Source organism: Delftia sp. JD2 (assembly GCF_001682645.1).
In the GTDB taxonomy this organism is placed as follows: domain Bacteria; phylum Pseudomonadota; class Gammaproteobacteria; order Burkholderiales; family Burkholderiaceae_C; genus Comamonas; species Comamonas acidovorans.
In genome coordinates this window covers 13,268-35,452 of sequence record NZ_LFJT01000057.1, presented here as the reverse complement: position 1 = coordinate 35,452, position 22,185 = coordinate 13,268, and the positions used below count along the sequence as shown (strand labels likewise).

At 62.5% G+C, this 22,185-nt stretch carries 18 protein-coding genes; 11 read left to right on the top strand and 7 right to left on the bottom strand.

Annotated elements, in window-relative coordinates; all coding sequences use genetic code 11:
• Nucleotides 1–6: 6 nt before the first annotated feature.
• Entirely contained in the window at nucleotides 7–1,620 is a 1,614-nt protein-coding gene (locus ACM14_RS23985; RefSeq protein WP_065347526.1) for a sensor domain-containing diguanylate cyclase, read from the bottom strand.
• Between the two features lie 1,029 nt (nucleotides 1,621–2,649).
• On the opposite strand from ACM14_RS23985, the gene ACM14_RS31780 reads away from it, so the two are divergent.
• Nucleotides 2,650–6,726 carry a hypothetical protein gene (locus tag ACM14_RS31780; protein ID WP_139093486.1) on the top strand — a complete coding sequence of 1,359 codons (4,077 nt, stop codon included), beginning with the start codon at nucleotides 2,650–2,652 and terminating at the stop codon, nucleotides 6,724–6,726.
• A 261-nt stretch (nucleotides 6,727–6,987) separates the two neighbouring features.
• Here the strand turns inward: ACM14_RS31780 and dbpA are convergent, their stop codons facing one another.
• The gene (gene dbpA, locus ACM14_RS23975; protein ID WP_013801782.1) at nucleotides 6,988–8,388 is read right to left on the bottom strand and encodes an ATP-dependent RNA helicase DbpA; all 1,401 of its coding nucleotides are present in this window, start codon (nucleotides 8,386–8,388) and stop codon (nucleotides 6,988–6,990) included.
• Nucleotides 8,389–8,739: 351 nt separating this feature from the next.
• Here dbpA and ACM14_RS23970 point away from each other — a divergent pair, with 351 nt between their 5' ends.
• Nucleotides 8,740–10,644 (top strand): DUF1800 family protein, encoded by a 1,905-nt coding sequence (locus ACM14_RS23970; protein WP_065347524.1) that lies wholly within the window; start codon nucleotides 8,740–8,742, stop codon nucleotides 10,642–10,644.
• 55 nt (nucleotides 10,645–10,699) lie between these two features.
• Nucleotides 10,700–12,148 carry a DUF1501 domain-containing protein gene (locus tag ACM14_RS23965; protein WP_063325694.1) on the top strand — a complete coding sequence of 483 codons (1,449 nt, stop codon included), beginning with the start codon at nucleotides 10,700–10,702 and terminating at the stop codon, nucleotides 12,146–12,148.
• 46 nt (nucleotides 12,149–12,194) lie between these two features.
• Here the strand turns inward: ACM14_RS23965 and ACM14_RS23960 are convergent, their stop codons facing one another.
• Both ACM14_RS23960 and ACM14_RS30905 read right to left on the bottom strand, forming a co-directional pair.
• A complete protein-coding gene (locus ACM14_RS23960) occupies nucleotides 12,195–13,091 on the bottom strand; it encodes an oxidoreductase (RefSeq protein WP_084027438.1) in 897 nt (298 codons plus the stop codon).
• Nucleotides 13,092–13,151: 60 nt separating this feature from the next.
• A complete protein-coding gene (locus ACM14_RS30905) occupies nucleotides 13,152–14,261 on the bottom strand; it encodes an SDR family oxidoreductase (protein WP_084027437.1) in 1,110 nt (369 codons plus the stop codon).
• A 75-nt stretch (nucleotides 14,262–14,336) separates the two neighbouring features.
• Between ACM14_RS30905 and ACM14_RS23955 the strand changes: the two genes are divergently transcribed.
• The 4 genes from ACM14_RS23955 (at nucleotide 14,337) to ACM14_RS23945 (ending at nucleotide 15,885) form a co-directional block, all read left to right on the top strand.
• Nucleotides 14,337–14,726, top strand: coding sequence for a MerR family transcriptional regulator (locus ACM14_RS23955; protein ID WP_065347532.1), 390 nt, complete (start codon nucleotides 14,337–14,339; stop codon nucleotides 14,724–14,726).
• Between the two features lie 18 nt (nucleotides 14,727–14,744).
• Nucleotides 14,745–14,891: a hypothetical protein gene (locus ACM14_RS32150; protein ID WP_175403300.1), complete on the top strand. Its 147-nt coding sequence runs from the start codon at nucleotides 14,745–14,747 to the stop codon at nucleotides 14,889–14,891.
• A 72-nt stretch (nucleotides 14,892–14,963) separates the two neighbouring features.
• Nucleotides 14,964–15,518 (top strand): hypothetical protein, encoded by a 555-nt coding sequence (locus tag ACM14_RS23950; protein WP_139093485.1) that lies wholly within the window; start codon nucleotides 14,964–14,966, stop codon nucleotides 15,516–15,518.
• Nucleotides 15,519–15,672: 154 nt separating this feature from the next.
• Complete coding sequence (locus tag ACM14_RS23945; protein WP_051940928.1) at nucleotides 15,673–15,885, top strand: hypothetical protein; 213 nt, start codon at nucleotides 15,673–15,675, stop codon at nucleotides 15,883–15,885.
• 85 nt (nucleotides 15,886–15,970) lie between these two features.
• On the opposite strand, the gene ACM14_RS23940 is transcribed toward ACM14_RS23945, so the two are convergent.
• A complete protein-coding gene (locus ACM14_RS23940) occupies nucleotides 15,971–16,405 on the bottom strand; it encodes a hypothetical protein (RefSeq protein WP_065347522.1) in 435 nt (144 codons plus the stop codon).
• A gap of 306 nt (nucleotides 16,406–16,711) precedes the next feature.
• Here ACM14_RS23940 and ACM14_RS23935 point away from each other — a divergent pair, with 306 nt between their 5' ends.
• Both ACM14_RS23935 and ACM14_RS23930 read left to right on the top strand, forming a co-directional pair.
• A complete protein-coding gene (locus ACM14_RS23935; protein ID WP_034395560.1) occupies nucleotides 16,712–17,125 on the top strand; it encodes a VOC family protein in 414 nt (137 codons plus the stop codon).
• Nucleotides 17,126–17,251: 126 nt separating this feature from the next.
• The gene (locus ACM14_RS23930; protein WP_065347521.1) at nucleotides 17,252–18,478 is read left to right on the top strand and encodes a PQQ-dependent sugar dehydrogenase; all 1,227 of its coding nucleotides are present in this window, start codon (nucleotides 17,252–17,254) and stop codon (nucleotides 18,476–18,478) included.
• 73 nt (nucleotides 18,479–18,551) lie between these two features.
• On the opposite strand, the gene ACM14_RS23925 is transcribed toward ACM14_RS23930, so the two are convergent.
• Nucleotides 18,552–18,785, bottom strand: coding sequence for a hypothetical protein (locus tag ACM14_RS23925; protein ID WP_012206300.1), 234 nt, complete (start codon nucleotides 18,783–18,785; stop codon nucleotides 18,552–18,554).
• Between the two features lie 175 nt (nucleotides 18,786–18,960).
• Between ACM14_RS23925 and ACM14_RS23920 the strand changes: the two genes are divergently transcribed.
• Nucleotides 18,961–20,343 carry a PLP-dependent aminotransferase family protein gene (locus tag ACM14_RS23920; protein WP_013801774.1) on the top strand — a complete coding sequence of 461 codons (1,383 nt, stop codon included), beginning with the start codon at nucleotides 18,961–18,963 and terminating at the stop codon, nucleotides 20,341–20,343.
• A 130-nt stretch (nucleotides 20,344–20,473) separates the two neighbouring features.
• On the opposite strand, the gene ACM14_RS23915 is transcribed toward ACM14_RS23920, so the two are convergent.
• Nucleotides 20,474–21,190: an aspartate/glutamate racemase family protein gene (locus ACM14_RS23915; protein WP_012206302.1), complete on the bottom strand. Its 717-nt coding sequence runs from the start codon at nucleotides 21,188–21,190 to the stop codon at nucleotides 20,474–20,476.
• Nucleotides 21,191–21,285: 95 nt separating this feature from the next.
• Here ACM14_RS23915 and ACM14_RS23910 point away from each other — a divergent pair, with 95 nt between their 5' ends.
• The gene (locus ACM14_RS23910) at nucleotides 21,286–22,080 is read left to right on the top strand and encodes an AraC family transcriptional regulator (RefSeq protein ID WP_065347520.1); all 795 of its coding nucleotides are present in this window, start codon (nucleotides 21,286–21,288) and stop codon (nucleotides 22,078–22,080) included.
• The last annotated feature ends 105 nt before the right edge of the window (nucleotides 22,081–22,185 follow it).

Sequence of the window (22,185 nt, the reverse complement as noted above, 5' to 3'; positions counted from 1 at the left end):
GCCCATTCAGCCCTGCACGCAGTTGCGCCCTGCGGCCTTGGCGCGGTACAGCGCACGGTCGGCCGCTTCCACCAGCGCCACGGCGGCACCTTGGGTGGAGCCTGGTGTCGCGCCTTGGGTCGCGCCTTGGGTCACGCCAGCCTCATCGCCCTGCGTCGTGGCCACGCCAATGCTGGCCGTCACATGGCCAAAGCGGCTGATGCGGTGATCCAGGCCCAGGCCCTCGATGCGCGCGCGCAACCGCTCGGCCACCTGCTGCGCGCCGGCCTTGTCGGTATTGGGCAGCACCACGGCCAGCTCTTCCCCGCCATAACGCGCTGCCATGTCGCCGGGCCGCTGCACCGCCTGGGCCAGCGCGCTGCACACGGCCTGCAGGCAGGCATCGCCCGCCACATGGCCGTAGGCATCGTTGTAGCCCTTGAAGTAGTCCAGGTCGATCAGCAGCAGCGACAGCGGCGTGCTCTCGCGCGCAGCGCGACGGGCCTCGCGCTCCAGCACCTCGTCAAAGCGGCGGCGGTTGGCCAGGCCCGTCAACTGGTCCTGGGCGGCCAGCACCTCCAGCCGGCGATTGGCGTCCAGCAATTCCTCGCGCGCGCTGACCAGGGAGCATTCGGCGCGCGAACGCAGCCGCATCGCGGCCGTCAGGCGCCAGCCGATCAACGCAATCGCCAGAAACAGCCCCAGCACCACGGCCAGCGTCAGCAGCGCCTGGCGCCGCCAGGAGCTCAACGCCTCATCGCGGCCCAGGGCCACCGTGGTCACCAGCGGATAGCGCTCGCTGCGCAGAAAGGCATAGATTCTTTCCGTGCCATCCAGGGCCGAGCGGAACGACGCCGTGCCCGACATCGCCCCCACGTAGTGGCGCAGGAAATTGGGCGACTGCGAGAAGTCCCGCCCCAGGTCCTGCTCGCGGAACGGGTGGCGCACCAGCAACTGCCCGCCCGGCGTGCTCAGCGCAATGGCCCCCTTCTCGCCGATATCGATCTTGCCGAACAGCCGCAGGAAATTCTCCACACCCAGCGCCACCACCACCGCGCCTGCAAACTGGCCCTCGGCGTCCGTATAGCGCCGGCTGATGGTGATCACCCATTCGCCCGTGGAGCGGCTGCGGATCGGCGGCCCGATGTAGATGCCTGACGATGCGTCGTCACGGTGGTGCGTGAAGTAGTCCAGGCCGGAGCTTTCCGATCCTTCGGGGAACGCCCCCTTGGACGACATCAGCCAATGGCCCTGCGCATCCACGATCAGCAGCTCGTTGAGCTGGTTCAGCAGCTGCTCCTGCCGGTTGACCAGATACAGCACCCTCTCCAGGAGCGCGGGGCTGGTGCCATCCACCTCCAGCCGCTCGGCAATGCCCAGCAGCAGCATGGAGCTTTGGGTGATCACGCCCTCGGCATAGGTGTTCAGTGTCTGGGCCAGGTTGCGGTTGCTGGTGTCGACCTCGGCCAGCGTGCGCTGGCGCGCCGCCACCAATTGCCAGACCGTGGCCGCAGAAACCGACACGAACACCACCGCCAGCAACCAGGCCACCAGGCGGGCATCACGCTTCACGGGCCGGCCTCTGCCCCCGCACCAGGCCTTTGTCCACCAATCCCTCTCCATCACATGCACCTGCGCCATCTCGGCAGTCCTGCTGCCGTCCGATCTTGGGTTTTCTGCATCCGGCTCAGCACCTGGGCAGCGTCTTTGCGCGGGCGTTTCGGACCTTGACCCAAGTCAAGCCGGAAAAACCCGCGAACCCGGTATTGTCCCCGGCTTCGGAAAAATCGGCCCGACGGGTTGGGATTGGGGGGGTGGTGGCTGGGTAGGCGCCCAGGTTTCGGATAGTACTTCGCCGTTGCCCCGGGGGGCACGGGTTTGGCGACCCGTACACAGGCGCAGTAGCCGCGCACCTCTCGACGGTGGGCGGCCTTCCGTTTTCCCAGCGCTACGCTGGACATGGCTTCGTTTCAACGCGACCATGCGACACATCATTCACAGGAGCCGCCGTTGACCCGCGACACCGGTCACCGAGCCGCACACGCTGCCGTGCCAGGCCTCCACCCCTTCCCAAAGCACCAGCACGCCAGGCTGGCCCATTGCTGAAAAGGACTGGCATGTACTACCCGATTGCCGAGAAAAAGCTGCAAGTGGTTCAGGACTGCATGCAGCAGATATCGCTGCTTGTGGACTTGGGCTGTGGGATTTCTGCCGTGCAGACCACGGTCAGGAGAAGCCTTGCTGAGCTTCTTGATTGCGCATCGGGAGGCGCTGAAGGGGCTGTTGACGCGGCGCAGGCTCGGGAGGTTATGAGGGGACCTGCGCGTGTGGGGGCCTGCATTCGGCCATGCACTAACACTCATGAGCGGTAGCTGCGTGGCATTTAAATTTGATCTTATTTCAGAAGTCAGCATAGTGCACCCAAGCAGCTACTATGGCAGCTCAAATCTGACGTCGTAGACTTCACGCGGCCTAGTTAAACTAGCCCAATGACATCAGCACTCGTCTTGGACGAAACCTTCCCTTGGGTCAAAGACTTGGCTGCCGTTGCGGATGGTGTGGACTATCTAATCCACTTGCCCGTGCAAGCTGAAATCACAGATAGCCGTCCCCCGTTTGGCGGATGCGGCCGATGAACAACATGAGCGCAAACCGGGATTCATCTAACCGATGCTGAAAAATCCCTCAAACGCGGTCAGCCCGCCAACAGAACCGGAAGTCCCCCAGGAGCTACCCGCAGACGCTTCTCGGCAGGCGGTCGCATCCATTCGAGGGGTCGTTTATCAGCTATGGTGGTCTATTGATGCGTGGCTGCGCCTGAAAACGCCTGACGAGGTCATCTACCTCGAAGGATCCGAAGACCTCGATAGGGCATCAGCTTGGGAAGCAGTGGCGCAGCAGGTCAAGAGTGAAGTCGATGGGATTTCTCTCAACAATCAACGTGCACTGAAAGCGTTAGAGAACTTCTGGACGCTTCGGTGCCGGGAGACAGTTCGCACCGTCGAGTTTCACTACATCTCGACCGCTCCATCGGTCGTTGAGCGGGATGCTGTATTTGGGGGAATCGCAGGTATGGACGCATGGAGCGTTGCGCGCGACAGCCTCGAGATGGCGTCACGCCTCCAACGATACCTAGCACCTAAGTTGCCTCATAGCAGCGCACTGAGAATTTTTCTTGAAATGGCTGACGCAGCAGACGTCCAAGTTCGGTTCATTCGCCCAATGTATTGGTTCCTGGGCCAGCCCGGCTTGGAAATGGTTCAACGGAACACTGAAGACCGCGTTGTTCACAGACTAAACAATGCTGGCGTCAGTCTGTCGTACTTATCCAAGGTCTGCGACCGCCTGTACGCATTCGTTAGCGAAGTTGTCGTGAGGCCCGAGTCTGCAAACAGACGGCTAACGGCAGCAGACTTGTTTCGTCAAATAGACGCTGCGACCACCGCGCATGTAGCTGTCCCGGCTGTGCAGTACCAGCAATTCATGAGAGCACTTTCCGCTGGATATTTCGACCCAGGCCAAGCGTTGCTGGAGATGATGAGGCTAGATATGCCACCAGCGCCCACGCCGCTACTCAACCGAGAGGTGCTTGTCCGAAGCGTACGCGAGCAAATTGAAACGCACACGGCAGTTCTCCTGACCGGAAGCGTACACAAGGGAAAAACGACAGTGGCCCAACTTGTGGGCCATGCGATATGCCCCACCGCATGGTGGTTCCCGCTGACGAATCGCACGGCAGTCGAAACGGACAACCTACTCAGGGCTCTGGCTACCGCAATCGCCATGCCCGGAGTGCCTTCGCTCGTCGTCGTCGATAACATCGACGTGTCGCCCTTGGGACTTAACTGCTTTGGCGCTGCCTTGGCCATGGTAATAGCTCAGGCCACCCGCTCAAAGCGTTTGCTCTTGTGCACCGCTCGCGGCGAATCCTCAGGGTCAGAGCAACTTGCTTCAATGGCTGGCTTCTTCGAAGTCATCGACATTCCCCCGATGTCCCCAGGCGAGGTGGCAGAACAGTGCTTAGTGCACAGATGTCCCGAAAACCTGTCGGGCGCATGGGGTGCTCTGATTTGTAGTACTACGCAAGGACACCCGAAGCTTGTTCAGGTTCGAATCGCTGAGCTTGGATCTAGTGGGTGGCCAGCCCCTACGAGCGCCGACATAGTGACGGCATCTCCTGCCGTAAAAACGGCACGAGGCACTGCGCGAAGTATGCTACGCGGTGCTGTAACTCCTGAGGTCATCTCTTTTATCTACACCTCCAGCGAAGCGACGTATCCACTTTCTAGAGGCATGTTGCTTACACTCGCCCAATCAATAGATGGAATAACAAACGGAGGCGATGTCATTGACTCCCTTGAAGGCAAGTGGCTTGAGCACTCACTACCTGGCCGACTGTCGGTTACTCCGCTTCTAAAAGGAGCCGTCGAGCAGGTATGGACGCAAGAGCAAAAGAACCACGCGCATGTGCGCCTGTTCGACGCGATCGCGAGCATGCACAATCTCGATGTTGCCGATGCTGCATCGCTATTGTTCCATGCGTTCATCGCTAAGGATGGTTGGCGACTTCTACAATGCGTACGAATCATAGAAACCATCGATGAGGGAGCTGTAGCTAAAGCGCTGTATCAGCAGTTGAACTGGATCCTCTTCGTCGCCTTGGGCCCAGGCGAGCGTTTCTTTGCACCGGATCCAATAGTCAGCGTCATGCTACGCCAAACACAGTTCACAGTTGCTAGTGAATCGGGATCGGAGGCAGTTACCCAAGTGCTTGCTCGATGGACTGAGGAAATAGCCCTCATCGAGAACCACGAAAGACGAGAGGCATTAGAGGCTTCCAGGTGCTCGCGACTAATAATCACCAGAAATCCTCTAATCCCCATTAGAGCTAAGCTAGCAGCAATCTATTCTTTGAGTCAAAGACGCGGCGATATGGCAGAGTACGTCGAAAATATGGCCAAGCGCAACCTGATCGAATCACGGGCAACAATTTCAGGGATCCCAGAGAGAGCAACGATTTCTCAGTTCCATCTTTCGTTGCAAGCAGGATCCATACGAAACCTCGCGAACTTAGCAGGGTTGCTCGATTGGCTTGAGCTAGACGCCGACGATAGTGCACGCATGGATTTTGACTCGACACTGAGTTGGCCTTTCGTCAACTCATGCGGATCTTTTGTGCATGGCGTCTGGTCCTCAGAGAGTACGGAAAAAAATGATTGGGAGCCCACACTGGATTTACTACGGCGCGCGCAGAGCATCACCTTTCGTTACGGGCTGACTTGGTACGGAAGCGAAGTTGCAAGAGCAATATCGATTATCCACTGCGAATATATCGGAGATGCAGTGAGCGCGACTAATACGCTCGACGACGCCGCTGCAATTTTTGGTGAGACGGGGACAATTGCTGAGCAAAGGATGAACGTACTTTTTCAAACGGGTGACCATGTAGCCTCGCTGGAGCGATGGAAAGAACTGGTCGCACGGCCTCAAGCATCGGAGCAGCTTGATGCATTCGCGTACAGAAGGGCTGCAATCAGTGCTTGCCATTTGGAGCAATGGGATAACGCTGAGCAACTCTTCCTTGCTGGTGCCAACGTGTCTGCGCTGCTAACCCTGCCAATCACACGCTTCGGGCTTGTCGTCGACGCCTGTAGAGCGACTACCACAGCAGGTGACTACCAACGGGCTGCACGCATGCTTGCGGACCTACTGGTCGATGCTCCGTCAGAGGCAAGCGAAGATGGAAACGAGAACTGGGAGGCGGTCATTCGAGTGGCGTCGACCACTTGCCAAATCATTAAGAACGCAGCTTTCGACGTGCGCGGTGGAGACAGTTCGCTGGCTTACGGTCGGGCATCGGAGCCAGGGCTGCAGTTCGGTCCCGCAACGCCGGGCCAGCAATTCAGGACATTGATTACGACTGGAAGTGCTGGCCTGCTTGCTGCGCAGCTTGGCGACGTGCCCGAAAAAATGAAGGAGTCGCTGCAAGCCGTCATGCAGTCGCAGGCCCCCTTTGCAAGGCTTCTAGGCGCACAGGCTATGCTGGCCTTTGAGTTCACCCGGAGTTCAAGCACAGAGATCGTACCTGCAATTGCCACCTTTGAGCGTGCAATGAACACTATGCACAGCTTGCCTGACCGGCAGCGTTCGTATGAGCCTCATGCCGACATCGAACCAACTGACGGAAGCACACTGTCGAACGCGGGCTTGGTAGCCTTGTTTATCGCTGCAGCTATATGCAGCGATGAGCCAGAGCAGGCACTATCCAATTGGCATACACAGGCCATAGCATTTTGGGGCGAACGATCCCCTGTAGTGATGAGCCTAAAGAGGATGTCGTTAGCACTATCAATGCGACGGGATGAGGCCAAGAAAATTCTGGCAACCATTGATATTTGTACAACTGAGCAGATTTTTGGCGCAGCAACAGTGCTTTTGCGCGAACCGGCATCGCCAACACTGGCCCTGAGGCTGCACTCGCTATTAGCATCCATAACAGTATGCACGTCGGAAGGCCTTCTGCTTCAACACACGTTTACCCGCGCAGTCGCCCGTCACTTTAGCCCGGTATGGGAGAAATTATCATGCAATGCGTTCTTATTCAAGTCACCGCGCGTGAGCGTGCCTATGCTCCGGCATTTAGTTTCCGATGTCAAATCCGGTAGAATTGGAACCAAAGGACTACTTATTACGGCGGCTATTACGGTCGGCGTCAACCCCGAAAATATCAGCTCACGAATTTCGTAATATGCATAGTATCAATAATATTGCGATTCGCTTGAACGGCGCTTAGTGATTTTTCGAGCTGGCCGGCAATCTTCGAGCACTTCAATCACTTTCTCGCTAAAAAATTTCGCGTCGGGTGTTCAGGCGGGAACAGACTGCAGGGGCTGGCCAGTGACGTTTCTCCCGAATTCCAGACACACCAGAACTGGATGAACCGTCAATTTTCCCAAGATGTCGCGCTATCCCAGAGTGCCTGCCACCGACTGATGCGCCTGAAACCCCTCAATCCTTGAGCAAGCGCGCCTTCACCGTTCGCCCCTTGATCTTCCCGCTATTGAGCCGGGCAACCACGTCATGGGCAATCTTGCGGTCCACGGCCACATAGGTTGCGAACTCGTTGATGTCGATCTTGCCCACTTGCTCGCGGGTGTAGCCCAGGTCTGCGGTGAGCGCGCCCAGCACGTCGCCCGGGCGGATCTTGTCCTTGCGGCTGGCATTGATGTGGATGGTGGCCTTGGATGGCAGGAGCCGGCCGCCGGGAGCCGGTGTCAGTTCGTCCAGCGGGTACCAGACGGATGGGCTGCCCTGCATCTGTTCGATGTTCCCGACCGCGCCCATTTCGTCCATCGTCGCAAGACTCAGGGCCAAACCTTTCTGGCCGGCGCGGCCTGTGCGGCCGATACGGTGCACGTGCACTTCAGGGTCGGGCGTGATGTCCACGTTGATGACGGCGCCCAGATTGGTCACATCCAGCCCGCGAGCCGCCACATCGGTGGCGACCAGCACGGAGCAACTGCCGTTCACGAAGCGCACCAGCACCTGGTCACGGTCACGCTGCTCCAGATCGCCGTGCAGCTCCAGCGCGCTGTAGCCCTGGGCCTGCAGCAGCTCGGCAAGGGCCCGGCAGCGCGCCTTGGTATTGCAGAAGGCCAGCGTGCTCTCGGGCCGGAAATGCTCCAGCAGGCGAGCCACCGAGGGCAAGCGTTCTTCCTTGTCCACCTCGTACCAGCGCTGCTCGATCTGCTCGCCGCTGTGCTGCGCGGCGACCTTGACCGTGACCGGGTCACGCATGAAGCGCGCCGCCAGCTTGGCGATGCCTTCGGGGTAGGTGGCGGAAAACAGCAAGGTCTGGCGCTGTGGGGGGCACTGCTTGGCGACTTTGGCGATGTCATCGACGAAACCCATGTCGAGCATGCGATCCGCTTCGTCGAGCACCAAGGTGTTCAGCGAATCAAGGTTCAGATTGCCCCGGTCCAGGTGATCGATCACACGGCCGGGCGTGCCGACGATCACGTGCGCGCCGTTCTCCAGGCTCGCGTTCTGGCCGCGCAGCGGAACGCCACCGGACAGGGTCACCACCTTGACGTTGTCTTCCGCACGCGCCAGGCGGCGAATCTCGGTCGTCACCTGGTCGGCCAGCTCGCGGGTGGGGCAGAGCACCAGGCCTTGCACCGAGAAATTGCGCGTATCCAGCTTGGCCAGCAGCGCCAGTGCAAAGGCTGCGGTCTTGCCGCTGCCGGTCTTCGCCTGAGCGATCACATCCTTGCCTTCAAGCGCAGGGGGCAGGCTGGCGAGCTGGATCGCCGTCATTTCAAGGTAGCCGAGCCGCTCAAGATTGGCGAGCGTTGCCGGCGAAAGCGCAAGTTTGTCGAAGGAATGGGGGGAAGCCGAGGGAGGAGTCATGGGGGGGCATTTTAAAGTTGGCGATTCCAAGACCGAAGCGCACACGCTGGTCATTGAAAAAGAACAGGAGGCATGCTGGGCAATTGCCAGCATGTGCGAGAGGACGGCCAGCGGGGGGTTGAAGCCATGGATGGCAAAAGACGCGTCAACCGGCGACGGCCCCGGGCGAGACCCATGCGTCTTGGCCCAACGCCGTGTTCTGCATGCCGCCCCTGCAACGCATAACATCTTGACACGCTTTAGGGCTGAAAAGTGTCCGCTCACATCCGAAAACCTTGGAACACTCTGCGCCACGCGCCGAGGAGCGGGGCAGTCCGTCACCCCGCCCCGGCCGCCGCCTGAAAGCCCGCAATGCACCCCACACCACAGGCTGCAGCCTCCACGCTGCAGCCGCCCGACCGCGCGCCCGCGAACTCCTTGCCTGCCTGCGCAGAGCCCGGCCATCTCGGCCACGAAACCAGGAGTTCCTTGATGCCCCCCGCCATGGCCGCCTCCCTGGCGGCCGCGCTGCTGGTGGCCTGCGGAGGCGGTGGGGGCGATACGGCACCCGGTACCGGCAATGGAGGCAACGGCGGCACGGGCACCGGCCCTGGCGGCGGAACCGGTACCGGTACGGGCACCACGGCCACCCCCGCCAGCGACGAGGAAGCCGCGCGTTTCCTGCTGCAGGCGCAGTTCTCGGCCACCGACGAGGAGATCGCAGCGCTGCGCGCCAAGGGCTACGGCCCCTGGTTGGCCGAGCAGTTCGCGCTGCCCGTGGACACCACGGGCACGGCTTGGCTGATGCAGCGCGGCTACGGCGTGGCAGAGGCCGGCACACGCTACGACAACGTCTCGTATCCCTCCGACTTCATGCTCTGGAGCCAGCTTTTCACGGAGCGCGACGCCGTGCGCAAGCGTGTGGCATTGGCGCTGTCGGAGATCATGGTGGTCTCCACCACCGGGCTGGAGCAGCCGTGGAGCATCTTCCTGGCCTCCGGCTACTGGGATCTGCTGAACCAGCACGCCTTCGGCAATTTCCGCACGCTGCTGGAGGCCGTCACGCTCAGCCCGGCCATGGGCATCTACCTGAGCACGCGCGGCAACCAGAAGGAAGACGCCCGCAGCGGCCGCCAGCCCGACGAGAACTACGCCCGCGAGGTGATGCAGCTGTTCACCATCGGCCTCTACCGCCTCAACCCCGACGGCACCGAGCAGCGCGACGGCAGCGGCAACCGCATCGACACCTATTCGGCAGCCGACGTGAGCAATCTGGCGCGCGTCTTCACCGGCTACGACTACGACACCAGCAAGAACCAGCCCACCAACCTGAGCGGCAGCACGGTGACGGGGCTGCAGCAGGCGCTGCTGCCCATGGCATTCAACGCAGCGCGCCATTCCACGCTGGCCGCCACTTTCCTGGGCACCACCGTGGCTGCGGGCACGTCAGGGCCAGCGGCGCTGAAGGCGGCGCTGGACACGCTGTTCAACCACCCCAATGTCGGGCCCTTCATCGGGCGACAGCTGATCCAGCGTCTGGTCACCAGCAACCCCAGCCCCGCCTATGTGGGGCGCGTGGCCGCCGCCTTCGCCGACAACGGCAGCGGCACGCGGGGCGACCTGCGCGCCGTGATCGCCACCGTGCTGCTGGACCCGGAGGCGCGCGGCGCGGCAGGGCTTGCCAGCCCCCAGTACGGCCGCCTGCGCGAGCCCATGGTGCGCTTCGTGCAATGGGGCCGCACCTTCGGGCTGCGGTCGGCACGCGGCACCTGGAAGATCGACAACCTGAGCGACCCGGCCACCCGCCTGGGCCAGAGCCCGCTGCGCTCGGGCTCGGTGTTCAACTTCTTCCGCCCGGGCTACGTGCCGCCCTCCACCCCCCTGGCCACGACGGGCCAGGTGGCGCCGGAGTTCCAGATCGTCACCGAGACCAGCGTGAGCGGCTACCTGAACTTCATGCAGAACGTGATCCGCTTCGGCTACTACGTGAACGCGCCTGACCTGCCCCAGGGCGGCAGCAGCGCGGCCAACGGCTTCGACATCACCTGCAGCTACGCCAACCTGCTGCCCCTGGTGGCCGACGCCGCCGCGCTGGTGCGCAAGGTGGCGCTGCTGCTGTCGGCAGGGCAGGTATCGGCCGCCACGCAGGCGCGCATCGTGGCAGCGCTCAATGCCACGCCGGTGACAGCCACCAGCAACGCCGCCACCCAGCTCAACCGCGTGGCAGCCGCCGTGCTGCTGGTGATGGCCAGCCCCGAATATCTGGTGCAGAAGTGACCGAGCAAGTGACAGAACAGGTGACCGAACGTCTGCAAAGCAAAGCGATATCGCCATGAATTTCATCGACCCCGCCCGCCACACGCGCCGCGCATTCCTGCGCCGCAGCACGCAACTGGCCGCCGCCGGTACCGCCCTGCCCTTCGCCCTGAATCTTGCCGCGCTGGGCGAGGCCGCCGCCTTCGAGGCGAACGACTACAAGGCACTGGTCTGCGTCTTCCTCTACGGCGGCTGCGATTACGCCAACACCGTCGTGCCCTACGACAGCACCCGCTACGGGCAGTACTCCGCCATCCGCGGCGGCAACAGCGACGGCACAGCCGGTGGCATTGCCCTGGCCCGCGCAGCGCTGGGCAATACGCTGCTGCAACCCCGCACGGCGCTGGCCGGTGGCATGCAGTACGCGCTGCACCCGTCCATGACGGGCCTGGCCGGCCTCTTCAACGCGGGCCGCGCTGCGGTGCAACTGAACGTTGGCCCGCTGCTGGTGCCGCTCACGCGGGCCCAATATGCCACCGGCGACCGGCGCAGCTACCCGCTGCCGCCCAAGCTTTTCTCGCACAACGACCAGCAGTCGGTCTGGCAGTCGCAGGGCGCCGAAGGCTCCACCGTGGGCTGGGGCGGCAACCTGGGCGACCTGGCGCTGTCGTCCAACGCCACGTCGCTCTTCACCTGCATCTCGGCCACGGGCAACGCCGTGTTTCTCTCGGGCGACCAGGCGCTGCAGTACCAGATCAGCCCGGGCGGCGCCGTGCCCATCAACGCCGTCAAGGGCGCCAACGTCTATGGATCGACCGCCGTGCGCGGCCTGCTGAGCGAGCTGGTGCAGACGGCCGGCAGCCACGCGATGGAGGCCGAGTACGCCCGCGTCACGCAGCGCTCCATCAGTGCCGAGGGGCAGATTTCTTCGGCCCTCTCCAGCGGCAGCCTGTCCACCGCCTTCCCTGCCAGCAACCCGCTGGCCGACCAGCTCAAGGTGGTGGCCCGGCTCATCGCCGGACGCAACGCGCTGGGCACGCGCCGGCAGGTGTTCTTCGTCTCTTTGGGCGGGTTCGACCTGCACGACAACCTGATCGCCAACCAGCCGCAGCTGCTCGACAAGGTGAGCAGCGCCATGACGGCCTTCTACAACGCCACGGCCGAACTCGGCGTGGCCGACAAGGTCACGGCCTTCACCGCGTCGGACTTCGGCCGCACGCTGACTTCCAACGGCGACGGCTCCGACCATGGCTGGGGCAGCCACCACTTCGTGGTGGGCGGTGCGGTGCGTGGCGCGTCCTTCTATGGCGCACCGCCGCCCATCAGCGTGGGCAACGGCAGCGGCAGCGAAGACCAGTGGCATGTCGGCCAGGGGCGCCTGTTGCCCAGCACCGCCGTGGACCAGTACGCCGCCACCCTGGCGCGCTGGTTCGGCGTGGCGAATACCGAGCTGGCGGGGGTGCTGCCGCACATCGGCAACTTCGGCGGCTCGGCGTATCCCATCGATCTGGGGTTCATGGGCTGAAGCCTTGCTTTTGCGATCGCGGGCTTTGTGGTCAAGGCACGAATGATCAGCCGGGGCCGTCGCTCGCTGCGGCGAGAAGCGGCACCAGGACATCACCAATCGGTGTCGGAACTCCGTGCGCCCGGCCGCGGCGCGCGATGACACCGTTGCGGATATCCCATTCGAGCGGCCGGCCTGCTTCGCGATCCGCCAGTATGGACGTGCCCAGTTCGGCCGGAAATGCCTGCAACTTGTCGAGGATCGCCTGCGGGACCTCATCGCCCAGTTCAGCACCTTCGGCGCGTGCGACGGTCAGGCACTCCCTCAAATAGTCCAGAGTGAGTGTCGAAATGTCGTGCCGGCCGAACATGCCTGAGCGGCGATGCGTGAGTGCCATGAGCCCGGCCGCTGCGTTCTGCAGCAGCTTTTGCCACGCCAGGGATTTGAAATTCGAAACCAGGTCTACCGAGCATCGGGTGCCTTGCAGCGCCTGCGCGACCACGAGGGCCGCGGCCTCGTCAGGCAGGCTGATCCGGGCGTCGCTGCGCAGGAGCACCGACCCGTCGGATTGCGCCTGTGCAGGGAACCACACGACTGCGGGAACGATTCGCCCCTGCGGGCACAGCGGGGTGACACTCTCCACCTGCTCAACCCCGTTTTGCAGAACACACACCACGGTATGCGGACCGCTCAACGCCGCCAGCCAATGCGCAACCGCAGCAGTTTGAGTCGCCTTGACCGCGAGAAAAACAAGGTCCGCCGGACCTTCGACCTGGGCCGGATCCGTTCTGACCGGGCCGGGAACCACGATGCGAAGACCGCTGCCGTGCAGCGTCAGGCTGTCGCGCGGCGTACGACCGCACAGCAACGGCGTGCGACCGACTTCATGCAGCGCAGCAGCAACCGTTGTCCCGATTGCCCCGGGCCCCAGCACCGCGATGCGTGGATGGGTTGGTTGATTCACTGAAACGAGCTCCTTGATTTTGGTGCGCAGCGGCAACCCGTGCACCATTGAAAGCGGTGATTATGATGTTCTGTGCAGTGGAGGGGCAAGTCGACGGGCCTTGCCTTTTGGAATGCAATATGAGTTGACATATATTGCAGTATTCCTCAACGACTGGCGCATATCCGGCTTTGTGATTCCGTGCCTTTGGGCAAATTGCTCCACTTCCGTCGTGTCAAAACGGGTTGTCTGGATAAAATCCAAGGCCTCGGCGCTGGTATTCAAAAACCTCGCAATGGGACGAATACCCAAAAGCCATTTCAGCAATCGCAGCGGAATATGATGCCCGGGCGCCTTCAGCCCAAGAGGTTGTGCCACCTGCTTCAGGAGCTCCTGCAAGCCGGGACTCTGGGCATCGAGGGCCAGCAGGTCCTGGCCCACCATGGAAGGATCAAAGGCGCAACCCGCCACCAACTCGACCAGATAATCCACAGTGACCAGTGGCAACCAGTGCGCGGCAGTACCGGGTACTGCAGCCAGCTTTCCCTGCACCAGATTGCGTATCAGATCCACCAGCGGCTGGCCATCCGCGATATGCCCCGTGCGGCTATGTCCGCAAACCGTGGCGGGGTGTACAACGGTCATCTCTCCACCCTTGGCATTCATGAAGCCGAGGGTCGCGAAATGCGCCTCCAGTTTGCTCGCCTCGTAAGCACCGACTTGGCGATAGATGGCAGGCCAATCCGTCAGCTCCGGATGGCCGGGATCAATCCCGATGCGTTGCAGATGCTCATTGTTTTTCAGCATGTAGCCGCCAATCATCACCAACCGGCTCTCTTGCTCGGCCGCCAACTGCGCCACACGCCTTGCCCCTTCCACATTCACTGCACGTGCATGCTCCATCGAAAGGCCCCAGGCGAAGTGGGCTCCCAGATGGAATACGACCTTGGCCTGCCGCAGGTCCTCTCTATCCGCAAGGCTCAGACCAAGGTTTTCTTGCGCCAGATCGCCGGCTACGGCAAAGACGCGGGCTGCGACGCCACCCAAACCATCGACCTGCTGGCGCAGTTCAGCGAGGCGCTCCGGGCGACGCATCAGCACCCGAATGGTGTGACCTTTCGCGCTCAGGTACGACAGCAAATGCTGGCCGATGAAGCCCGTCCCTCCCGTAACAAAGCACTCCACGCTCATTTTTCTACTCCTTGGCACGATGAAAAAACCAAGTGTAGACTGTCGACTCAACTCTACAGTCAAGCGATTTTTTCCATGAATATCGGGGAACTTGAGGTCCGCAGCGGCGCCACGCGCCATACCTTGCGCTATTACGAGAAAATCGGCCTTATTTCACCATTGCGACGAACCAACAATTATCGCGTTTACACACCGCAAACCCTGCAAGACCTGGACTTTATCCAGCGGGCACAAAGCATGGGATTTTCTCTTGGAGAAATAGGCGAAATTCTGAATGCTCAGAGCAACAAGTCAATAGATTGCGCCGGGGGTGCAAGACTGATTGAAAAGAAGATGGCGGAAATCAAAAAGAAAATCACTGACCTCAAGAGCATTTATCGGTATTTGGATGCGGAGCGCGCAAACCTTGAAGCCAGTGCGGCCAGACAACTTGAGCTTCAGCGACTCAATGACTTCTCCAATTAATTGGACAGGAATCGGAGAATGGATGTCACCACCTTGCTGGTGCCGCTGTGTGCGGTGAGCCAACTGACGCGCCGGCTGATTTCGGTCGGAATGGCCTTTGTGAACATCGGCTATCGGCATGTCCTGGCACTGTCCACAACCTGCCAGTGCCGCCTCGTCCTGTAGGTCACCTTCTGGTCCAAATACGCATCACCCACGTCGTGCGAATTCCACCGGTTGATGCGAAGGAAGAATCCCATGATGAATCCTCGAAATCTTGTCGGACGTAATGGGTTGCGGATGTGTGCTGCGGCCGCACTGTTCACCGTGTCGTCCATTTTTGCTGTGGTGGCGGCTGCCGAGGATGCTCGGACCCGGCGGTTGACACTTTGGGAGGCGGTTGATGCACTTGCCGCGCAAGTGCCATTCAGCCAGCGAAATATCGAGGCAACCCTTTCCCTTCCACTTCGTGAACGTGACGTGCCGGGCAACCCGCTGTCGAATTTTTTCGAGGGTGCAGGGCTTCGCCTTCGTGACAGCCAGCTGGTTTTGAACGTGGATTTGCGAGTGAGGAAAGACGATCCGCGGTTTGCCGTGTTGGTTCTGGACATCGCAGGCGGCTGCGTCAGGATTGCCGACGTGCGTGCTCGTTACGGAACGTTGGAAATTACCGGCTCCCCTCGTGGGCATTCACTGGAGGAGTCGACTTGGTTTTCGTCGGCTCAGCGATGGAGCGAGCTTTCGTTTGGCTTCAAGGAACGCAATCCCGACTGCCTGGCGCAGATAGTGCTTAAAGCGACAAAGCCCGCCTGAGGACGCATGCCGAACGTAGCAAGGCAGCCAAGACCAATCACTCTCCCGCACGGCAGAACCTAGCTCGATGACAAGAACCAGACCCCGAAAAATCCCGCTGGCCACCCTCGAAGAGGCAGCGCGGCTCGCAACCCGAACTGCGCTTGAGCCATTCATGCGCATTCCCGACGGTGTCGAGCTGACGTTGGGAACGTTCTGGGAGGAAGATGAGGTTGTTTTCGAGCTGTACATCGCGAAGGACCAACCCAGGGACGCTGTGGTGCTCACGCAGGCTCGTGTGAATCAGTATGACGGGCAGGTGCGGTCCGTCCGCGTTTTTGAGGAAGCAATGGCAATCATGGCGGCGAAGCGGAAGGCAAAGACTTAAGTCGTCCAGCAGCAGTCGCACCGTTCCATGTCCACAACGCACGTCCTTGAAGATGACGCTGCAATCTGAAAAGGATTCGCGTAACTCACCCTTCCCACTCGGATGCGCAGGCCACCTTGCCGGTCGGTGAATTTCGCAGACGGTTCAGGAAATCCAACTGGCTTCTGGCCGTTTGACTCCCCTTTGCGACGGCTTGCCGCAGCCAGTGAACTGCTTCGCAGCGATTCGCTTTCACCGCGGTACCGTACAAGGTTGGGCCTGCCAGAAGAACCCATGCCAGCGTTTCCTGCGCTTGTGCCTCGCCATCACGGGCCGCCTGGCGCAGCAACGCGAGCATGGGGGCGTAGTCACGTGCCGTCTGGGCTTCCAAGGCCAGTTGATATCGCTGTTCGGCGGTGGTTGCCATGTCGAAGGGCAATGGTGTCGCCTGCGCCAGCGCGCCAGCCAGAGTCGCCGCGATGAACAAGCCATTCCCTGCATGTCGTGCCAGTGCAGCCATCAGACGGAATTTGAATCGCATTTTTGTCTCCACTTGAACTGAGTGCAGCCATCGTCGTAGCAATCCCGATTACTGAAAATGCGGAATTTTCGAAGGCGCCCTCAGGACCACCCAGAGGCTGATTCAAGCTGACGTATCGACACAGTAAAGAACCTGCACAGGATGGACCTCACCGGGTTTTGAGGAGGCTTTAACTCTCAAGAACAAGCGCCCCACACCAGACACCCCCTTGATCAATCTCCCCCCTGGTGGCGCATGATCACCCTGGCGGCCGCGCTGCCCTGCACTCGCCGGTACGCAAGACACAACCACCCCACGGAGCCAAGCATGACCAAGTCCCTCTTCATCAGCCTCCCCGTGACCGACCTCGGCGCCTCCACCGCCTTCTACAAGGCGCTGGGCTTCAGCCAGAACCCGCAGTTCAGCAGTGAGGATGGTTCCGCCATGGTCTGGAGCGAGGCGATCCAGGTCATGCTGGTCACGCATGCCAAGTGGCGCACCTTCACGCAGCGCCCGTTGCCGCCGGCCGGCTCCTGCGGGTTGATGCTGTCACTGGCCCTTGAGAGCCGCGCCGCCGTCGATGCCATGAACGAGGCCGCCGCGGCCCATGGCGGGCAGGCCGACGTGAATCCGATGGAGGACCACGGCTTCATGTACACGCGCGATCTGGCCGATCCTGATGGACACATGTGGGCGGCGCTGTGGATGGACCCGGCGGCCATGCCTGCATCCGCTGGGTGAGCGAGGCTGAACGCGGCTGGACGCAACTTCAGGCTTGCCGCGCAGATAGCCCGGAATTCGGCGGTGCATTCTGCGGTGCGGCGGTGATGCGCGGATACTGTCCCGTCCCCCACTGCGGAGCAAAGCATGCGATTGCCGAAGTCTGGTCTCATCCCCTGGTTGCTCATGGCTGCAACCCCTGTGTTGGCGCAGATCAATGCGGGAACCCTGCCTGCCACTGCATCGCCCCCGTTCAAGGTCAGCAAGGTCGCGCAATTCGATCTGCCCTGGCGCATCGCCTTCCTGCCGGACGGGCGCATGCTGGTCACCGAGAAGGTTGGCAAGCTGTTTCTCGCGGCCCAGGACGGGCAAAAGCTCGAAGTCACCGGCGTGCCGCCCGTGCTGCATGAAAACCAGAACGGCCTGCTGGGCGTCTACCTGGCCCCTTCGTATGCGAGCGACGGGGCCATCTACCTGACCTATTCGGAGCCCGGAGAGATCCGCGGCACGTCGAGCCTGGCGCTTGCGCGCGCCACGCTCAGGATCGGTGCCGGCACCGCTGCGCTGGAAGACCTCAAGGTCATCTGGCGCGACCCCGTCAAGGGCAAGGGCGGGCAGGTGGGTGCCGCCGTGGCTTTTTCGCCGGACCAGAAGTTTCTGTTCCTCACGGCCGGGGACCGCCAGCGCTTCACGCCTGCCCAGGACCCGAATCAGCCGGCTGGCAAGATCCTGCGGCTGACCTTGGACGGCAAGCCCGCGCCCGGCAATCCGATGCAGGGGCAGACCGGTGCAACGTCGGTTCCTGTGATCGATCCGCCCAAGGACACCGAAGCCGCCAAGACCGCGCCGGTGTTGCGCACGTTTGTCTTTGACGGTCCGAATCTGACGCCGTCCGAGACTTGGTCCACGGGGCATCGCACGCCCTACGGCCTGGCGTTCGCGCCGGATGGGCGTCTTTGGGAGCTTGAGCATGGGCCGCGCGGCGGCGATGAGCTCAACCTGATCGAGCCGGGCAAGAACTATGGCTGGCCGCTGGTCTCCTATGCGGTGAACTACAACGGCGTGCCCATTGCCAGCCCGGATACGCGAACGGACCTCACCAAGCCCGTGATCTACTGGACGCCAGTCTTCGCGCCGGGCAGCCTGATGTTCTACAGCGGCGAGATGTTTCCGCAGTGGAAGGGCTCAGCGTTTGCGTCCGGCCTGCTGACCCGCGCCCTGCACCGGATCGAGGTGAACGGCGCGAGCGCCACGCCTGCCGAGCACTGGACGGTAGGCTTTCGCGTCCGCGACGTGGCGCAGGCGCCGGATGGTGCGCTGTGGCTGATCGAGGACGACCGCAAGGGCGGTCTGTATCGGCTCACGCCGAAGTAGGCAGCTGGAGGATGGTTGCCGCGCTGGGCATGGCCTGCGGGCACAGGCCCGGCGCTGGCAGCGCCACCTGCCATCAAAGGCTCAGGTCCATGCCCAGCATGGTGGCCAGGCCGAAGGTGAAGAGCAGCACGCACAGCAGCAGCAGCGTGAAGACGGCAACGATCTTGCCACTGGCAATGAGCAGCTCGCGCCGGCTCGCCCCCTTCTTCTTGCCCTGGTCGTAGTGCCACTTGATGGCGAAGAACATGGCCGTGCCGAACACGAGCACCTTGAAGGTGACGAAGACTATGGGGACCCAATCGATCATTTTGAGAGCTTCCAGCCAATGACTTGGCACTGTCCATGGTGGGGAGCCTCCCTCCCGGACATGGGAGGCGAGAGCATCAGCGACGGCCTTGCAAGCACGGTGCTGCCACACCTTGTGGCGCATACTACCCAAAAGCAATTTCCATACATGAGCCCATACGTCGCCGCTTAAATCCATGCAAGATGAGCCTTTGCCCCTCTGGTTGCCGCAACTGGCCGTGCAGGGCGGCCCCCGATTCCTGCAGATCGCCGATGCCTTGCAGGCAGCGTTGGCAGACGGATCGCTGAAGCCCGGTGACCGCCTGCCCCCACAACGCCGGCTGGCGGCCCAGCTGGATGTGGACCTGACGACGGTCACGCGCGCCTACGACGAAGCCAGGCGCCGCCAGCTGCTGGAGGGACGCGGCGCCAGAGGCACCTATGTCGCGGCGCCCAAGGTGGAGCTGAACGCCGTGCTGGACCTGAGCATGAACACCCCGCCACCGCCGGCTGGCGTGGACCTGGACGACATGTTGAAGCAGGGCCTGTCGCAAGTGCTGATGGGTGCGGATGCCCAGTTGCTGATGACCTACCACCTGGGCGGGGGAAGCGACTCCGACCGCAAGGCGGGCGCCAGGTGGCTGCAGCCCATGTTCGGAGATGTGGATGCCCGGCAGCTGGTGGTCTGCCCGGGCGCGCAGGCGGCGATTGCCGCCCTGGTGCTTGCGCTGACGGAGCCTGGCGATGTGATCCTGACCGAGCCCACCAGCTATCCCGGCCTGCGTGCCGCAGCGGCCCAGTTCGGCCGGCGCATCATTGCGGTGCAAGCGGACAGCCAGGGGATCATGCCCGAGCGGCTTGAGCAGGCATGCCGCCAGCACAGGCCCGGGCTGGTCTACCTGAACCCCACGCTGCAGAACCCGACCGCCATCACGCTTGCCGAGGACAGGCGCCAAGAGATCGCCAGCATCGCAAAGCGCTGCCATGTGCGCATCGTCGAGGACGATCCCTACTGGCTGCTGGCCGATGCCCCGCCGCCGCCGATCGCCAGGTTTGCCCCGGAGCAGGTGTACTACATCTCCACCCTCTCGAAATGCCTGACGCCCGGTTTGCGGGTGGCCTTCGTGCTCCTGCCTGACCCGCACGAGCGCCAGCGTTTCCTGGTCGCGCTGAGATCGTTTGCGCTGATGGCCACGCCGCTGACGGCCGCCCTGGCCACGCAGTGGATCCTCGACGGTTCGGCCGGAAAATTGATGGAAGGCGTGCGCAAGGAGGCGCGCCTGCGCCACCGGATGGCCAGGGATGTGCTGGCCGGCCGGTACAGCGGCGCGGGAGACGGCCTGCATGTATGGCTGGAGCTGCCGAGTTACTGGAGCCCCTCGCAGCTTGCGCGTGCCGCCGACAGCGAGGGCATCGCCGTCACGCCGGCACAGGCCTTTGCCACCGGCGGCGAATCCGTGAATGCCATCCGCATCTCCCTGGGCAGCATCAAGGACCGTGGACGCCTGCAGGCGGGTCTTCAACGGCTGTCGCATCTGCTTGCGCGCCTGCCCGAGTCGTTCAGCGCCGCCGTGGTTTAGCGGTTCAGCGCGCATCGAGGCGTGAGGCGTTGTGCCGATGGGTTGCCACAACGGCTCAAGGCGCCCCGGCAACCCGGGGGGGGGGGGTGCATGCCTTTGAAAGCAGGCCTGGGCATGGCCCGCCGGCCGCTCAAGGCTCCAGAGCGAAGTCCACCGCCGCCTGCGCATGCAGGGCGGTGGTATCCAGCACGGGCACAGGGCAATGCTCCTGCTGCACCAGCAGGCTGATTTCCGTGCAGCCCAGCACCATGGCCTGCGCACCCTGCCCGGCCAGCTGCGCCATGATGCGTTGATAGGTGCGCCGCGACTCTTCAAGAATCCGGCCCGTGCACAGTTCCTCGTAGATGATGCGGTGCACCTCGGCGCGGTCTGCCTCCTGCGGCACCAGCACCTCCAGACCCTGCTGCTGCAGCCGCTCGCGCATGAAGGGCTGCTCCATGGTGAAGCGTGTGCCCAGCAGCCCCAGCTTCCGGTAGCCGCGTGTGCGGGCTGCGTCGGCTACCGGGTCGGCAATGTGAAGAAAAGGGATGCGCACCGCTGCCGCAATGCGGTCTGCCAGCTTGTGCATGGTGTTGGTGCACAGCAGCACGCCGTCCGCCCCGCCCTGCTGCAGCCGCCGCGCGGCATCCTCCAGCAAGGCGGCGGCGTCGTCCCATCGGCCTTCATGCTGGGCCTGCTCGATGGGCCCAAAATCCACGCTGTACATGAGCAGTTTTGCGGAGCGCAGCGGGCCCAGCCTGTCACGCACGCCCTGATTGATGAGCCGGTAGTACTCGGCGCTGGACTCCCAGCTCATGCCACCGATGAGACCGATGACGCGGTGAATTTCCGTGTGGTTTGAGTTCATGCCCGCAGTGTGGGCAGCGGCCAATTTCGCGTCTATCAGGAAATTTCAGTTCAGGAACGCAAGGCGAGACAAGGGCCATACAAGGCAATACAGCGATGACAGATCACGAACCACCGGGATTCGAGGTGCAGCTGCTGGGCCGCACGCCCTACAGCAGCCATGACCCGACCCGCCTGCATTCGCTGGGCATCGCGCTGGAGCGCCAGCAAGGCGTGCATGCCATTGCCAGCGATCGCCGCGTCGACTTCGATACCTGGCCCGGGACGGTGGCATGCACGCCGCCGGGCGTCGACGTGTTTTCCGAATCGGCCACGGGCGGCGAGTACCTGGTGGTTCGCTGCACCCAGGCGCATTGGGAACAATGGCTCAGCGACGGCGCGTCTGCAACCCAGGCCCGGCGCGTTGTGACGCCCGGGCAGCGCAGCGCCTTGAAGATGGCCCACCAACTGCGCCAGCTGCTGCTGAGCACCGAACCGGACACGCTGGCCATTGAGCAGGCTGCGCTGTGCTTCATGGCCGGGCAATGCCATGCGCCCACCGCCCGCGTCGAGGCCTTGCGCCCGGTGTACCGCCCTGTCCTGGAGCGCATGGCGGCCGAGTTTGCGCAGCCGTTGAGCATTGCCCAGCTGGCCCGGATGGTCCAGCGCACGCCGCTGCAGTTTCTGCGCGAGTTTTCCCAGCTGCTGGGCATGACGCCGCATGCCTTTCTTGTGGAAATCCGCGTGCAGGCGGCCCGCTCCATGATGCGGGCAGACACCCATTCCCTGGCGGGTATCGCCCACGATTGCGGCTTCAGCCATCAGTCGCACATGGGCGCCGCTTTCCGCAAGACTCTGGGACTGACTCCCCGCCAGTACCTGGCCCGCATTCGTCACACGGGCAAGCAATGACGGATGGAGCACCTGAGACAGCCACAGCCAGGACATAGGGCTTGAAGGGCTTTCCAGGGAGTGCCGGGCCCTTTCAGCTGCCCGTGTTGGATTTTCATAACTATT

Coding starts and splice junctions, on each gene's coding strand:
- ACM14_RS23985 (WP_065347526.1), bottom strand. CDS start 1,620: ATGGCGCAGGTGCATGTGATGGAGAGGGATTGGTGGACAAAGGCCTGG.
- ACM14_RS31780 (WP_139093486.1), top strand. CDS start 2,650: ATGCTGAAAAATCCCTCAAACGCGGTCAGCCCGCCAACAGAACCGGAA.
- dbpA (WP_013801782.1), bottom strand. CDS start 8,388: ATGACTCCTCCCTCGGCTTCCCCCCATTCCTTCGACAAACTTGCGCTT.
- ACM14_RS23970 (WP_065347524.1), top strand. CDS start 8,740: ATGCACCCCACACCACAGGCTGCAGCCTCCACGCTGCAGCCGCCCGAC.
- ACM14_RS23965 (WP_063325694.1), top strand. CDS start 10,700: ATGAATTTCATCGACCCCGCCCGCCACACGCGCCGCGCATTCCTGCGC.
- ACM14_RS30905 (WP_084027437.1), bottom strand. CDS start 14,261: ATGAGCGTGGAGTGCTTTGTTACGGGAGGGACGGGCTTCATCGGCCAG.
- ACM14_RS23955 (WP_065347532.1), top strand. CDS start 14,337: ATGAATATCGGGGAACTTGAGGTCCGCAGCGGCGCCACGCGCCATACC.
- ACM14_RS32150 (WP_175403300.1), top strand. CDS start 14,745: ATGGATGTCACCACCTTGCTGGTGCCGCTGTGTGCGGTGAGCCAACTG.
- ACM14_RS23950 (WP_139093485.1), top strand. CDS start 14,964: ATGATGAATCCTCGAAATCTTGTCGGACGTAATGGGTTGCGGATGTGT.
- ACM14_RS23945 (WP_051940928.1), top strand. CDS start 15,673: ATGCGCATTCCCGACGGTGTCGAGCTGACGTTGGGAACGTTCTGGGAG.
- ACM14_RS23940 (WP_065347522.1), bottom strand. CDS start 16,405: ATGCGATTCAAATTCCGTCTGATGGCTGCACTGGCACGACATGCAGGG.
- ACM14_RS23935 (WP_034395560.1), top strand. CDS start 16,712: ATGACCAAGTCCCTCTTCATCAGCCTCCCCGTGACCGACCTCGGCGCC.
- ACM14_RS23930 (WP_065347521.1), top strand. CDS start 17,252: ATGCGATTGCCGAAGTCTGGTCTCATCCCCTGGTTGCTCATGGCTGCA.
- ACM14_RS23925 (WP_012206300.1), bottom strand. CDS start 18,785: ATGATCGATTGGGTCCCCATAGTCTTCGTCACCTTCAAGGTGCTCGTG.
- ACM14_RS23920 (WP_013801774.1), top strand. CDS start 18,961: ATGCAAGATGAGCCTTTGCCCCTCTGGTTGCCGCAACTGGCCGTGCAG.
- ACM14_RS23915 (WP_012206302.1), bottom strand. CDS start 21,190: ATGAACTCAAACCACACGGAAATTCACCGCGTCATCGGTCTCATCGGT.
- ACM14_RS23910 (WP_065347520.1), top strand. CDS start 21,286: ATGACAGATCACGAACCACCGGGATTCGAGGTGCAGCTGCTGGGCCGC.